This window comes from Streptomyces sp. NPDC012827 (genome assembly GCF_042900905.1).
Lineage (GTDB): Bacteria > Actinomycetota > Actinomycetes > Streptomycetales > Streptomycetaceae > Streptomyces > Streptomyces gulbargensis.
The window spans coordinates 256,979-269,892 of record NZ_JBIBBY010000003.1 but is presented as its reverse complement, the minus strand read 5'-3'; the positions used below and the strand labels follow the sequence as shown (position 1 = coordinate 269,892).

General features: G+C 71.7%; 10 protein-coding genes. 3 read left to right on the top strand and 7 right to left on the bottom strand.

The annotated features are described in order from the left end of the window. The 5 genes from ACFY60_RS07780 to ACFY60_RS07760 all read right to left on the bottom strand — a co-directional run bounded on the left by ACFY60_RS07780 (position 1) and on the right by ACFY60_RS07760 (position 7,708). The gene (locus ACFY60_RS07780; RefSeq protein ID WP_388608705.1) at positions 1 to 1,008 is read right to left on the bottom strand and encodes a hypothetical protein; all 1,008 of its coding nucleotides are present in this window, start codon (positions 1,006 to 1,008) and stop codon (positions 1 to 3) included. 210 nt (positions 1,009 to 1,218) lie between these two features. Further along, positions 1,219 to 3,765 (bottom strand): aminopeptidase N, encoded by a 2,547-nt coding sequence (gene pepN / locus ACFY60_RS07775; protein ID WP_388608703.1) that lies wholly within the window; start codon positions 3,763 to 3,765, stop codon positions 1,219 to 1,221. A gap of 178 nt (positions 3,766 to 3,943) precedes the next feature. Beyond that, entirely contained in the window at positions 3,944 to 4,588 is a 645-nt protein-coding gene (locus ACFY60_RS07770) for a superoxide dismutase (protein WP_388608702.1), read from the bottom strand. A 176-nt stretch (positions 4,589 to 4,764) separates the two neighbouring features. Beyond that, a complete protein-coding gene (locus tag ACFY60_RS07765; protein WP_388608699.1) occupies positions 4,765 to 6,177 on the bottom strand; it encodes an amino acid permease in 1,413 nt (470 codons plus the stop codon). Between the two features lie 115 nt (positions 6,178 to 6,292). Continuing rightward, positions 6,293 to 7,708, bottom strand: a complete 1,416-nt coding sequence (locus ACFY60_RS07760; protein WP_388608697.1) for an amino acid permease — start codon at positions 7,706 to 7,708, stop codon at positions 6,293 to 6,295. Positions 7,709 to 7,968: 260 nt separating this feature from the next. Between ACFY60_RS07760 and ACFY60_RS07755 the strand changes: the two genes are divergently transcribed. Further along, positions 7,969 to 8,562: a biotin transporter BioY gene (locus ACFY60_RS07755; RefSeq protein ID WP_388608695.1), complete on the top strand. Its 594-nt coding sequence runs from the start codon at positions 7,969 to 7,971 to the stop codon at positions 8,560 to 8,562. A 73-nt stretch (positions 8,563 to 8,635) separates the two neighbouring features. Here ACFY60_RS07755 and ACFY60_RS07750 read toward each other — a convergent pair whose 3' ends face one another. Next, complete coding sequence (locus ACFY60_RS07750; RefSeq protein WP_388608693.1) at positions 8,636 to 10,081, bottom strand: amino acid permease; 1,446 nt, start codon at positions 10,079 to 10,081, stop codon at positions 8,636 to 8,638. A 197-nt stretch (positions 10,082 to 10,278) separates the two neighbouring features. Here ACFY60_RS07750 and ACFY60_RS07745 point away from each other — a divergent pair, with 197 nt between their 5' ends. Both ACFY60_RS07745 and ACFY60_RS07740 read left to right on the top strand, forming a co-directional pair. After that, entirely contained in the window at positions 10,279 to 10,773 is a 495-nt protein-coding gene (locus ACFY60_RS07745) for a ribose-5-phosphate isomerase (protein ID WP_388608691.1), read from the top strand. After that, entirely contained in the window at positions 10,773 to 11,582 is an 810-nt protein-coding gene (locus ACFY60_RS07740) for an Fpg/Nei family DNA glycosylase (RefSeq protein WP_388608689.1), read from the top strand. Before ACFY60_RS07745 ends, ACFY60_RS07740 begins: the two co-directional genes overlap by 1 nt. A gap of 16 nt (positions 11,583 to 11,598) precedes the next feature. Here ACFY60_RS07740 and ACFY60_RS07735 read toward each other — a convergent pair whose 3' ends face one another. After that, positions 11,599 to 12,828, bottom strand: a complete 1,230-nt coding sequence (locus tag ACFY60_RS07735) for a GNAT family N-acetyltransferase (RefSeq protein ID WP_388608687.1) — start codon at positions 12,826 to 12,828, stop codon at positions 11,599 to 11,601. Between the last annotated feature and the right edge of the window lie 86 nt (positions 12,829 to 12,914).

Genomic DNA, 12,914 nt, shown 5'->3' with positions numbered 1-12,914 from the left:
TCACCGGGGCAGGACGACGACGTAGGCGGCGGGCTGCCGGTCCGACGCGGCCATCAGGGCCGTGCGGACCACGGTGGCCTGCTGCTCCATCGACTCCCGCAGCTTGCGCGGGGTGAGGTGGACGACGGTGATCCCGAGCCGCTCCAGGTGCTCGCGCTTGCGGGTGTACTCGGCCCACCGCGCGTCGTCGTCCTCGCGCGGCGCCCGGGTGTCCAGCTCGACCGCGACCGCCTGGTCCGGCCAGTAGGCGTCGAGCCCGCCCAGGTGCGGGCCGCCCGGCAGCCGCAGGTCCACGTTCCACAGCGGGTCCGGCAGCCCGAACGCGCGCACCATCTCGTAGAGCCGCTCCTCCGACAGGGACCGCCCCTCGGCCAGCAGCGTGTCCACGGCGTCCACGACGTGCGGGCGGGTGAGCAGCCGGGCCCGGCTCAGCTCGCGGACCACCGGGCCCGGTTCGCAGTGCCCGCCCCGGACCGCCTCGGTGACCAGCCGCCGTACCGCCTCCGGGTCCGCCAGCGCCGCCACCGCGTCGGCGACCGCCCGGGCCACCGGGGCGACCGGCAGACCGGTGACCTCCACGGGCTCCGGCGTCCCGGGCGCCCGCACCACCCGTACCCAGCCGGTCGAGCGCGGACGCCGGGCCCCGGGCACCAGCACGTCGATCCGGTCCAGGGCCGTCAGCGGGGGAGCGGCGGTGAAGCCGTGCAGGGCCAGCGCGGCGAGGCCCGTGATCATCGGCTCTGGTCCCTGGGCGGGCACGGCCCCGTCCTTGCGGGCGTACAGGAGGGCGGCGCCCAGCCGGTCCTCGCTGGTGGGCCGGCCCGGGCGGAGCAGGAAGACGCCGGGCAGCAGCTGCTGCCAGTCGCCGCCGGGGGCGCAGCGGGTGGCGACCTCGGCCCCGGTCAGCCCCTGTGCCCTCAACTGGGCGGTGGTGGCGAGGCGTTGCGTACCGGGGGTGCGGGAGGCGCGGGGGAGGGGGCGGGGGGAGATGGGGGTGTTGTGGTTCATGCCGGGGGTCTTCCGCTTCCGAAGGGTCCCCTAACCCCTGTTACACGCTCGTCGACATTCCGGGACAACCTCGCCCTAAAGTACGCGCGTTCGAGTGCCGATGAAGGGCCCGGCCACGGCGGCCGGCTCCGGGCCCGGTCCACGGAAGAGGGCCCCGGAGCCGCGCGTTCCCGCACGCCTCCGGGGCCCTCCGTCGTACCGCCCGCCCCGCTACGAGGCCCTTCCGTCGCAGGCCTGCGCCCGCAGCGCCCGCGCCAGGTCGTCCCGCGCCTCCAGGACCAGACGCCGCAGGGCCGGGGCCGCCCCGGCGTGCTCCGACAGCCAGGCGTCCGTCGCCGCCAGGGTCTCCTCACGGTCCTGGAGCGCCGGGAAGAGACCCCGGACCACGTCCATGCCGATCTGGATGGACCGCTCGGCCCACAGCCGCTCGATCACCGCGAAGTACTTCTCCGCGTAGGGGGCGGTCAGTGCCCGCTGCGAGGGCTGGGAGAAGCCCGCGATCGTCGCCCCCACCAGCGCGTTCGACAGGGCGTCCGACTCGACGACCTGCGCCCAGGCCTGCGCCTTCACCTCCGCCGCCGGCCGCGAGGCGAGCAGCCGGACCTGGTGCCGCTTGCCCGTCGCCGTGTCGTCCCGGGCCAGCTCCGCGCCGATCCGGGCCTCGTCCGCCCGCCCGTACGCGGCCAGCGGCGACAGCAGGGCCCAGCGCAGCTCCTGGTCGACGTCGAGCCCGTCGATCTTCGCCGTACCGTCCAGGAGCCCCTCCAGGAGCTGGAAGTCCGCCTCGGACCCGGCCACGGCCGCGAAGAAGCGCGCCCAGGTCAGCTGGTGCTCGCTGCCCGGCTCGGCGAGCCGCAGCTCGCGCAGGCCGCCCTCGGCGAGCAGCCGCGCGCCCTCCTCGCGCCACGCGGGGGCCGCGTAGTGCGTGACCGCCGTCCGCGCCCAGGTGTGCACCATCTGGAGCACCCCGATGTCGGTCTCGCGGCCCGCGTGGGCGAGCGCCACGGAGACGAAGTCCCGGGCCGGCATCAGCCCGTCCCGCGTCAGGTTCCACAGCGCCGACCAGCACAGCGCCCGCGCCAGCGGGTCCGTGACGTCCCCGAGGTGCGCCCGCAGGGTGGCGAGCGAACCCTCGTCGAAGCGGACCTTGCAGTACGTCAGGTCGTCGTCGTTCACCAGGACCAGGTCCGGCCGCTCGGCTCCGGTCAGTTCCGCGACCGCCGTCCGGGTGCCCGTCACGTCCACCTCGGCACGGGCGTACCGGACGAGGTCCCCGCCGGTGAGCCGGTAGAGGCCCACGGCGGCCCGGTGCGGGCGCGGCTCCGCGCTGTCCTGGACCACGGCGAGCTCGGTGATCCGGCCGTCCGCGTCGTAGGTGACGTCCGGGGTCAGGGTGTTGACGCCGGAGGTCTGGAGCCAGGACTTCGCCCAGGCCTTCATGTCGCGGCCGGAGGTCTCCTCCAGGACGGACAGCAGATCGGCCAGGCGCGTGTTGCCGTACGCGTGCCGCTTGAAGTAGATCCGCGCCCCCTCCAGGAACGCGTCCCGGCCGGCGTAGGCGACGAGCTGCTTGAGGACGGAGGCGCCCTTGGCGTAGGTGATGCCGTCGAAGTTCAGCTTGGCGTCCTCCAGGTCACGGATGTCGGCCGTGATCGGGTGCGTGGACGGCAGCTGGTCGGCGCGGTACGCCCAGGCCTTGCGGTTGTTGGCGAAGGTGACCCAGCTGTTGGTGAAGCGGGTCGCCTCGGCGAGCGAGAAGGAGCCCATGAAGTCGGCGAAGGACTCCTTGAGCCACAGGTCGTCCCACCAGACCATGGTCACCAGGTCGCCGAACCACATGTGGGCCATCTCGTGCAGGACGACGTTGGCCCGGCGCTCGTAGGCCGCCTGCGTCACCTTGCCCCGGTAGATGTACTCCTCGGTGAAGGTGACCAGGCCCGGGTTCTCCATGGCGCCCAGGTTGTACTCGGGCACGAAGGCCTGGTCGTACTTGCCGAAGGGGTACGGGTAGTCGAAGTTGTCGTGGAAGAAGTCGAGCCCCTGCTTGGTGACCAGGAAGACGTCGTCCGCGTCGAAGTGCCGGGCGAGCCCCTTGCGGCACATCGCGCCCAGCGGGATCTCCAGGTCCCCGCGCGTGTACGTGTCCGTCACGTAGTGGTAAGGGCCGGCGACGACACAGGTGATGTACGTGGAGATGGGCGCGGTCCGCGCGAACCGCCACACGCCGTCCTCGCCCCGCTCGCCCGCGCCGTTCGACCAGACCGTCCAGTCCTCGGGCGCGGTCACCTCGAAGCGGTACGGGGCCTTGAGGTCGGGCTGCTCGAAGTTGGCGAAGACCCGGCGGGCGTCGGCCGGCTCGTACTGCGTGTAGAGGTAGACCTCGCCGTCCTCCGGGTCCACGAAGCGGTGCATGCCCTCACCGGTGCGGCTGTAGGCGCACTGGGCGTCGACGACCAGGACGTTCTCGTCGGCGAGCCCGTCTAGGGTGATCCGGGCGCCGTCGAAGACGGCCGCCGGGTCCAGGGAGCGCCCGTTGAGGGTGACCGCGTTCACCGAGGGGGCGATCAGGTCGACGAAGGTCGAGGTGCCCGTGCCCGTACGGCGGAACCGGACGGTCGTGACCGAGCGGAAGGTGCGGACCGCCTCCCCGGAGTCACCGACCGCCGAGCGCAGGTCGAGGGCGACCTCGTAGGCGTCGACGGACAGCAGCTCGGCCCGCTCGCGGGCCTCGTCGCGGGACAGGTTCTCACCGGGCACGGTCACTCCTTCGTGGCGCGTTCGAAACAGCCCCGATCCTCCCACGGGCCCCGGGGGACGGAAGAACCCCCGTGAGTCACGTCCTCACGGGGGTTCTTCTTTCATCCGCCCGCAGGTGAAGGTTGAGAAGACGATCACGAGCAGGACGCAGGGGGCGGGCGGCGCGGGCCGCCGCCGGTCAGAAGGAGATCAGCGGGACACTGGCCTTCGCCGCCTGGTAGCGCTTGTGCACGTCCTGCCAGTTGACGACCTGCCACATGGCCTCGATGAAGTCCACCTTCTGGTTCTTGTACTGCAGGTAGAAGGCGTGCTCCCAGGCGTCGAAGACCAGGATCGGGACCGAGCCCTGGCCGACGTTGCCCTGGTGGTCGTAGACCTGCTCCACGATCAGCCGGCCGCTGATCGGCTCGTAGGCGAGGACGCCCCAGCCGGAGCCCTGCGTGGTCGCGGAGGCCTTCGTGAGCTGCGCCTTGAACTTGGCGAAGGAGCCGAAGGACTCGGTGATCGCGTCCGCGAGGTCGCCGACACCGTCGGCGGCCAGCGGCTCGCCGCCGCCGCCGTCCTTCGGGCTGTTCATGTTGTTCCAGTAGATGCTGTGCAGGATGTGGCCGGAGAGGTGGAAGGCCAGGTTCTTCTCCAGGCCGGTGATGGAGCCCCACTGCTCCTTGTCGCGGGCCTCCTCCAGCTGCTCCAGCGTGTCGTTCGCGCCCTTGACGTACGCGGCGTGGTGCTTGTCGTGGTGCAGCTCGATGATCTGCGGATTGATCACCGGCTCCAGCGCCGCGTAGTCGTACGGCAGCTCCGGAAGGGTGTAGATCGCCATGTGCCCGGCTCCTTCGACAGCGTGCTTATTGCAACCTATATGCAAGTGCAGGCTAACAGTAGGTGCGACAGAAGTTGATCAGCCCCTGGACCTAGGTCTCCGGTCCCTCGCCCGGACGCGCCGGAGCCCCCGGACCGTGGTCGGTCCGGGGGCTCCGGCGAAGGGGTGGGAGCGCGTCAGGAGGCGCGGCCCGCCGCGGCCTTCTGGCGTACGAAGCCGATGGCGGCCAGCAGCACGGTGAGGCCGCCCGTCCAGTACAGCTGCACGCGGGTGCCCTCCTCGCGGGCCATCAGGAAGAAGATGGCCGCCATGCCGGCCAGCGCCACCCAGGTCAGCACCGGGAACGCCCACATCTTCACGACCAGCTTCTCCGGCTCCTCGCGCTCGGTGCGGCGGCGCAGCACCAGCTGCGAGGCGGCGATGAAGAACCAGACGACGAGGATGATCGCGCCGATGGTGTTGAGCAGCCAGATGAAGATGTCGTTCGGCCGCCAGTAGCTCAGCAGCACGCACGCGAAGCCGAAGACGGAGGAGACCAGCACCGCCGTGCGCGGCACCCCGCCGTGGAGGCGGCCCAGCGCCTTGGGGCCCTGGCCGCGGGCGACCAGCGAGCCGGCCATGCGGGAGGCGCCGTAGATGTTGGCGTTCATCGCGGAGAGCAGGGCGATCAGCACGACCACGTTCATGATCTGGCCGGCCGCCGGGATGCCCAGGTGGTCGAGGGTGGCCACGTACGGGCCCTTCTCGACGACCGCCTTGTCGTCCCACGGCACGAGCGTGACGATGACGGCCATGGAGCCGATGTAGAACAGCGCGATCCGCCACATCGCCGTACGGACCGCCTTGGCGACGCCCTGCACCGGGTGCTCCGACTCGGCCGCCGCGATGGTGACGGTCTCCAGGCCGCCGTACGCGAAGACCGAGGCCAGCAGACCCACGATCAGGCCCTCGGAGCCGTGCGGGAAGAAGCCGCCGTCACCGGTGAGGTTGCTGGTGCCCGGCGCGTCGCTGCCCGGCAGCGCGCCCACGATCGCCAGCACGCCGATGCCGAGGAAGAGGACGATCGCGCCGACCTTCAGGGCGGCGAACCAGAACTCGAACTCGCCGAAGTTCTTCACCGCCGCCAGGTTGGTGCCGCAGAAGACCAGCATGAACAGGGCGACCCAGGCCCACTCGGGGGTGCCCGGGAACCAGCCCGTCATGATCTTCGCGGCGCCGATGCCCTCCAGGCCGACGGCCACGCAGAGCAGGAACCAGAAGGCCCAGCCCGCGGTGAACCCGGCCCACGAGCCGAAGGCCCGCTCGGCGTGGACGGAGAAGGAGCCGGAGGCCGGATTGGCCGCCGACATCTCGCCCAGCATGCGCATCACCAGCATGACGAGCAGGCCGGAGAGCGCGTAGGCGACCACGATGGAGGGGCCGGCGGCGGCGATGCCGGCGCCGGAGCCCACGAAGAGGCCGGCCCCGATCACGCCGCCGAGGGCGATCATGGAGAGATGGCGCTGCTTGAGGCCGTGGGAGAGGCCGTCGGCAGGAGCGGACGCGCCGTCCTTGCGGTCGGCCGGCGCGGGCGCGGTGGTCCGGGGCATGGGCGAACCCTGTTCAGTAGCCGAGACGGGGAGGGAGCCACAGTCTGGGGGCCCGCCCCGCTGACAGGGAACAGATGTCCGCTATACGGTCACGATCTTCACACAAGGTGAAGAATCAATTCCGTTTCGGTGAGGGCGCGGAAGAGGCCGAACGGGTACGGAACTCCCGCACCCACGCCACCAGAAGCACCGCGGCGGTCGCCGCCGCCGACCACAGGACCTGCGGTCGCGCCCCCTCGTCGGTCAGCATCAGCACGACCACCGCCGCCATCGCGGCCAGCGCCAGCCAGGTCAGCCACGGGAAGCCCCACATCCGCAGCGTCAGCGTCTCCGGCGCCTCCCGCTCGATCCGGCGCCGCAGCCGCAGCTGCGAGACCGCGATCAGCGCCCACACGAACAGCAGTACCGCGCCCACCGCGTTGAGCATGTAGAGGAAGACCGAATCCGGCCACTTCAGATTGAGCAGGACCGAGACGAAACCGAAGGCCACCGAGGCGAGCACCGCGCGCCGCGGCACCCCGCCCGCCGAGACCCGCAGCAGCCCGCGCGGCGCCTCCCCGCGCTCGGCCAGCGAGAACACCATCCGGGACGACCCGTACAGATTGGCGTTGAGCGCCGACAGGAGCGCCACGAACACCACCACGTTCATGATCTGACCGGCCGCCGGCACGCCGATCGCGTCCAGCACTGCCACGTACGGCGAGCGGCCCGGCTCCATCGCCGTCCACGGCAGCAGCGTCACCACGACCAGCATCGAGCCCACGTAGAAGAGGAGGATCCGCCAGACCGCGCTGCGCACCGCCCGCGCCACGTTCCGCGCCGGGTCCTCCGTCTCGGCCGCCGCGATCGTGACGACCTCCAGGCCGCCGAAGGCGAAGACGACGGCGAGGACGCCGGAGACGACGCCCTCCCAGCCGTGCGGCAGGAAACCGCCCTGGCCGGTGAGGTTGGCGAGGCCCACCGGATCGGTGTCCGGCAGCCGGCCCGCGATCGCGAGGACCCCGAGGGCCAGGAAGAGGACGATCGCCCCGACCTTGAGCGCGGCGAACCAGAACTCGAACTCGCCGAAGTTCTTCACCGCCGCCAGGTTGGCCGCCGTGAAGACGAGCATGAAGACCAGCACCCAGGCCCACTGCGGGAATCCTGGGACCCAGCCGTTCGCGATCCGGGCCGCGCCCGTCGCCTCCACGGCGAGGACGACCACCAGCAGGAACCAGTACAGCCAGCCCACCGAGAAGCCCGCCCAGCGCCCCAGCGCCCGCTCGGCGTGGACGGAGAAGGCGCCCGAGGCCGGCATCGCCGCCGACATCTCGCCCAGCATCCGCATCACCAGCATCGCAAGCGTCCCGGCGATCAGGTACGAGACCACGATCCCGGGCCCCGCGACGGCGATGCCCGCGCCCGAACCGACGAAGAGACCGGCGCCGATGACCCCGCCGAGCCCCAGCATCGTCAGGTGACGCTGCTTCAGACCGTGGGAGAGGGGCTCGGGTTCGGCGAGCGGGGAGGACGGCGGGGCGTCGTCGCGCATGGTGGGCTCGTGCTCTCGGGGAAGGGACACCTTTATGGGGACCCCACAGTCTCCCTGGTGACCGGGCCCGGAGGCAAAAGGGGCGTCTCGCAGCGACTCGCCAGTGACCAGGGTCACGTGGCGCCGTGCATGGTTTTCCTCTTTTGTCGAAACCCCATGAAGTGCTGAGCTCCGGCTTTGTCGACGCCTCACGGTGATCGGGCGTTCACTCCTGGCATAGCGTCAACCTGTCCCTCCCTTCTCACCCCCGCGGAGTAACGATGAGCACCGCCGCCGCCCCCGCCCGCACCCTCCGTGCGGGCACCGTCCTCGCCGATCTGCTCCCCGCGAGCCGCGCCCGCGACATCGCCCTCGTCGCCGGCGGTGCCGCCCTCACCGGCCTCGCCGCCCAGCTCTCCGTCCCGGTCCCCGGCTCCCCGGTCCCCGTCTCCGGCCAGACCTTCGCCGCCCTGCTCGTCGGCACCGCGCTCGGTGCCCGCCGCGGCTTCCTCTCCCTCGCCCTCTACACCGTGGTGGGCATGGCGGGCGTGCCGTGGTTCGCCCAGGCCACCTCCGGCTACGCCATGCCGTCCTTCGGCTACATCCTCGGCATGCTGCTCGCCGCCACCGTCGTGGGCGCCCTCGCCCGCCGCGGCGCCGACCGCTCGGTCCTGCGCACCGCCGGGACCATGGTGCTCGGCTCCGCGATCATCTACGCGGTCGGCGTGCCCTACCTGGCCCTCGCCACCGGCATGACCCTCGGCCAGGCGGTCGCCGCCGGCCTGGTCCCCTTCCTCATCGGCGACGCCCTCAAGGCCGCCCTCGCCATGGGCGTCCTCCCGGCCGCCTGGAAGTTCGCGGGCCGCGCCTCCTGACCCGCCCGCACGGGCACGCGAAGGCCCCGCCGCTCCCTGGAGCGGCGGGGCCTTCGCGTGTGCCGGGCGGAACCTACGGGCGCGCCGAGGACTTCGCGATCTTCTCCCGGACCAGCGCGATCACCAGGACCAAGGCCGCCACGAGGAGGGAGAGCACGACCTGCTCGCGGGCGCTGCCGCCGTCGTACAGCATGTAGCCGAGGACGAAGACGATCATGCCGATCGTCGCCCAGGTCAGGTACGGGAACAGCCACATCCGCACGACCAGCTTCTCGGGCGTCTCGCGCAGGATGATGCCGCGCATCCGCAGCTGGGTCACACAGATGACCAGCCAGACGAAGAGGGCCACGGCGCCGGAGGAGTTCAGCAGGAAGGCGAAAACGGTGTCGGGCCACTTGTAGTTGAAGAAGACCGCGACGAAACCGAAGACGACCGAGGAGAGGATCGCGGCCCGCGGCACGCTCCGCTTGTCGACCTTCGCGAAGGACTTCGGCGCGTCACCGCGCTGTCCGAGCGAGAAGGCCATGCGGGAGGCCGTGTAGAGGCCGGAGTTCAGGCAGGAGAGCACCGCGGTCAGCACGATGACGTTCATGACCTGGCCGGCGTGCGGGATGCCGATCGAGTCGAGGGCGGCGACGTACGAGCCCTTCTCCACGATCGACTTGTCGTTCCACGGCAGGAGCGTGAGGACGACGAAGATCGAGCCCAGGTAGAAGACGCCGATCCGCCAGATCACGCTGTTGGTCGCCTTCGTCACGGCCCGCTGCGGGTCCTCGGACTCGCCGGCGGCCAGGGTGACGATCTCGCTGCCCATGAAGGAGAAGACGACCATCAGGACACCGGTGAGGATCGCGCCCGCGCCCATCGGGAGGAAGCCCCCGGTGTCGGTGAGGTGCGCGAACCCGGCGCCGGGGTTGTCCGAGCCCGGCAGCACGCCGAAGACGGCCAGCAGACCGATGGCCACGAACGCGCCGATCGCCACGACCTTGATGCCGGCGAACCAGAACTCGAACTCGCCGTACGAGGAGACGGAGGCGAGGTTCGTCGCGGTGAGGACCACCATCACGATCAGTGCCCAGGCCCACTGCGGTACGGCCGGGACCCAGCCCTCCAGGATGACCGCGCCGGCGGTCGCCTCGACGGCCAGCACCACGACCCAGAAGAACCAGTACAGCCAGCCGATGGTGAAGCCGGCCCAGCGGCCGAGCGCCTGGTCGGCGTAGGTGGAGAAGGAGCCGGAGGTCGGCCGGGCGGCCGCCATCTCGCCGAGCATGCGCATGACGAAGACGACCATGGCGCCGACGAGGGCGTAGGAGAGGAGGATCGCGGGACCGGCGGCGGCTATGCCCGCGCCGGAGCCGACGAACAGGCCGGCGCCGATGACACCGCCGATGGCGATCATCGACAGATGGCGGTTCTTGAGTCCGGCCTTGAGGCCGTCGGGCGACTGCGAGGCGCCGGTGCCGCCGGGTTCGCCGGCCTGCCCGCCGTCCTTCGTCAGGGTCGGTTGCGTGTTCATGAACGCTTCCTCGTGTGAGTGGGGCTGCTCGGGTCACGAGCCCGAGCATTCAACCCCGTGGACAGGGGTGATCGGAAGTCTTTGTTCCGGATCGTTGTCGAGGGAGCGCCGCCAGGGCCGAAGGTCCGGACCGGACCGGGTGAAGGTCCCGACCCCGCTGACCGCTACCCCGCTCCCGGCGTGCCACACTCGGATCCATGCGCGTCTACATCGGTTCCGACCACGCCGGCTACGAACTCAAGAACCACCTCGTCGAGTGGCTGAAGGCCCACGGCCACGAGCCCGTCGACTGCGGTCCCCACATCTACGACGCCCTCGACGACTACCCGCCGTTCTGCCTGCGTGCCGCCGAGCGGACGGCCGCCGACCCGGACAGCCTGGGCATCGTCATCGGCGGCTCCGGCAACGGTGAGCAGATCGCCGCGAACAAGGTCAAGGGAGTCCGCGCCGCCCTCGCCTGGAGCGAGCAGACCGCCGCCCTCGGCCGCGAGCACAACAACGCCAATGTGATCTCCGTCGGCGGACGCATGCACACCCAGGAAGAGGCGACCAAGTTCGTCGAGATCTTCCTGAACACCCCCTACTCCGGTGACGAGCGTCACACGCGCCGCATCGACATGCTGACCGCCTACGAGAACACCGGCGAGCTGCCCCCGATTCCGGCCCACCACCCGCAGGAGCCGACCGCCTGATGCCCGAGGGGCACACGATCCACCGACTGGCCGCCGACCACCGCGAACGGTTCGGCGGCCGGTCCGTGCGCGTCTCCAGCCCGCAGGGCAAGTTCGCCGACTCGGCGGCCCTGCTCGACGGCTCCGTCCTGGAGACCACCGAGGCCCACGGCAAACACCTCTTCCTCGGCTTCCCCGGCGAGGAGTGGATCCACATCCACCTCGGCCTCTTCGGCAAGGTGACCTTCGGCGCCGCACCGGCCCCGCCGCCCACCGACACCGTGCGCCTCCGGCTCGCCACCCCCGAGGCCTACGTCGACCTGCGCGGCCCCACCACCTGCGCGCTCATCACCGACGCGGAGAAGCGCGCGATACACGACCGGCTCGGCCCCGACCCGCTGCGCGAGGGCGACGACCCGGACAAGGCCTGGCGCCGGATCTCCCGCAGCCGCACCACCATCGCCGCCCTGCTCATGGACCAGAAGGTCATCGCCGGCGTCGGGAACGTCTACCGGGCCGAGGTCCTCTTCCGTCACGGCATCGACCCCTACCGCCCGGGCAAGGACCTCACGCCGGGGGAGTGGGACGCGATCTGGACCGACCTCGTCGCCCTCATGCGCGAAGGCGTCCGGCTCAACCGCATCGACACCGTCCGCCCCGAGCACACCCCCGAGGCCATGGGCCGCCCGCCGCGCGTCGACGACCACGGCGGCGAGGTGTACGTCTACCGCCGCGCCGCCCTGCCCTGCCACCTGTGCGCCACCGAGATCCGCACCGCCGAACTGGCCGCCCGCAACCTCTTCTGGTGCCCGGCCTGCCAGCAGCGCTGACGGCCGGACGGCCTGCCTAGAACCCGTGCGGCAGCCACGGCGCCACCGGGGACCCGAACGCCACCGACGCCTCCGTCAGCGCCCCGTCGCGCAGCTCCCGCACCCGGCCGGCCGCCGCCAGCGACAGCAGCGACGTCCCGCCCAGATACGCCGCGCCCAGCTCCCGTACCGACAGCTCCACGTCCGCCGGCTCCGAGGTGCGGACGCACACCGCGCCCTTCGCGTCACCCGTGAGGCGCCAGCGCCCCTCGTTCCACGGACAGAACGCGTCCGTCACCTCGAACACCACGTCCACCGGCGCCTGGTACGTCCGCGCCTCCAGGGCCGCGCCCACCTCCACCAGGCGGACGAACAGGCCCTCCCGCACCGTCGGTTCGCACCGCCGCAGCTCCGACACCAGGTGCTGCCACCCGTCGTCCACCGGCCGGCTGTGGATCCGTACCCGAGAGGTCAGGTCCACCGAGCAGAGGAACCGCCACAGCGCCGCCTCCGCCGCCGGCTCCAGGGCCATCACCTGGTGCGGCACCACCGTCCCGTCGGGACCCGCGAACGACCAGTCCGGCTTGATCGCGTACAGCGCGAAGCCCACGACCTCCCCGTCCCGCTCCGCCAGCACGCACTGCCGGGCCGAGGCCCCCTCCCGGCTCCCCGCCGGGTCGAGCAGCGGCAGCCGCTCCCACCCGGGCCGCCGGGCCAGCATCCCCGGCCGGGTCGGCACCAGCCGCGCATACACCGCCTCACAGGCCTCCGCGGCCGCCGCCGGATCCGCCGCCCGCAGCCTCACCGCGTCCGTGCCCGCCGGCACCGACAGCCGCACCCGGTGCGTGTCGATCGTCGCGTGCGTCGTGTACGAGGCCGCGCCGTAACCGAAGCGCCCGTAGATCTCCGGCTCCGAGGCCGTCAGGACCGCCAGCGGCTCCCCCCACGCCCGTACGTCCGACAGCTGCCGCCGCATCATCGAGGTCAGGATCCCGCGCCGACGGTGCGTCCCCGCCACGCTCACCATCGTCACCCCGGCCGCCGGCACCGACGCCCCGCCCGGCACCGTCAGGCGGAACGAGAACGCCCCCGCCGTACCCACCGGCAGATCCCCGTCCCAGGCGCCGAGGAAGCGGTCGTGCTCGGTCAGGTCCTGCCAGAGCCGCCGCTCCTCCGGCTCCTCCTGCACGCCCCCGAACGCCAGGGCGAGAACTTCGTACCAGCGGTCCCACTCGGCCGGGTCCAGCACCCGCAATTCCGTCGTCATATGCCATCGATATCAGGGCTCCCGCGCCCGGGGCGACCCGATTTCACGCACCTTGTCACCGGGGTACCGCTGCACGACCCCGGAGC

Excerpts from the sequence above, each read along its gene's own strand:
- ACFY60_RS07780 (WP_388608705.1), bottom strand. The coding sequence starts at position 1,008 with ATGAACCACAACACCCCCATCTCCCCCCGCCCCCTCCCCCGCGCCTCC.
- ACFY60_RS07770 (WP_388608702.1), bottom strand. The coding sequence starts at position 4,588 with ATGGCGATCTACACCCTTCCGGAGCTGCCGTACGACTACGCGGCGCTG.
- ACFY60_RS07765 (WP_388608699.1), bottom strand. The coding sequence starts at position 6,177 with ATGCCCCGGACCACCGCGCCCGCGCCGGCCGACCGCAAGGACGGCGCG.
- ACFY60_RS07760 (WP_388608697.1), bottom strand. The coding sequence starts at position 7,708 with ATGCGCGACGACGCCCCGCCGTCCTCCCCGCTCGCCGAACCCGAGCCC.
- ACFY60_RS07755 (WP_388608695.1), top strand. The coding sequence starts at position 7,969 with ATGAGCACCGCCGCCGCCCCCGCCCGCACCCTCCGTGCGGGCACCGTC.
- ACFY60_RS07750 (WP_388608693.1), bottom strand. The coding sequence starts at position 10,081 with ATGAACACGCAACCGACCCTGACGAAGGACGGCGGGCAGGCCGGCGAA.
- ACFY60_RS07745 (WP_388608691.1), top strand. The coding sequence starts at position 10,279 with ATGCGCGTCTACATCGGTTCCGACCACGCCGGCTACGAACTCAAGAAC.
- ACFY60_RS07740 (WP_388608689.1), top strand. The coding sequence starts at position 10,773 with ATGCCCGAGGGGCACACGATCCACCGACTGGCCGCCGACCACCGCGAA.
- ACFY60_RS07735 (WP_388608687.1), bottom strand. The coding sequence starts at position 12,828 with ATGACGACGGAATTGCGGGTGCTGGACCCGGCCGAGTGGGACCGCTGG.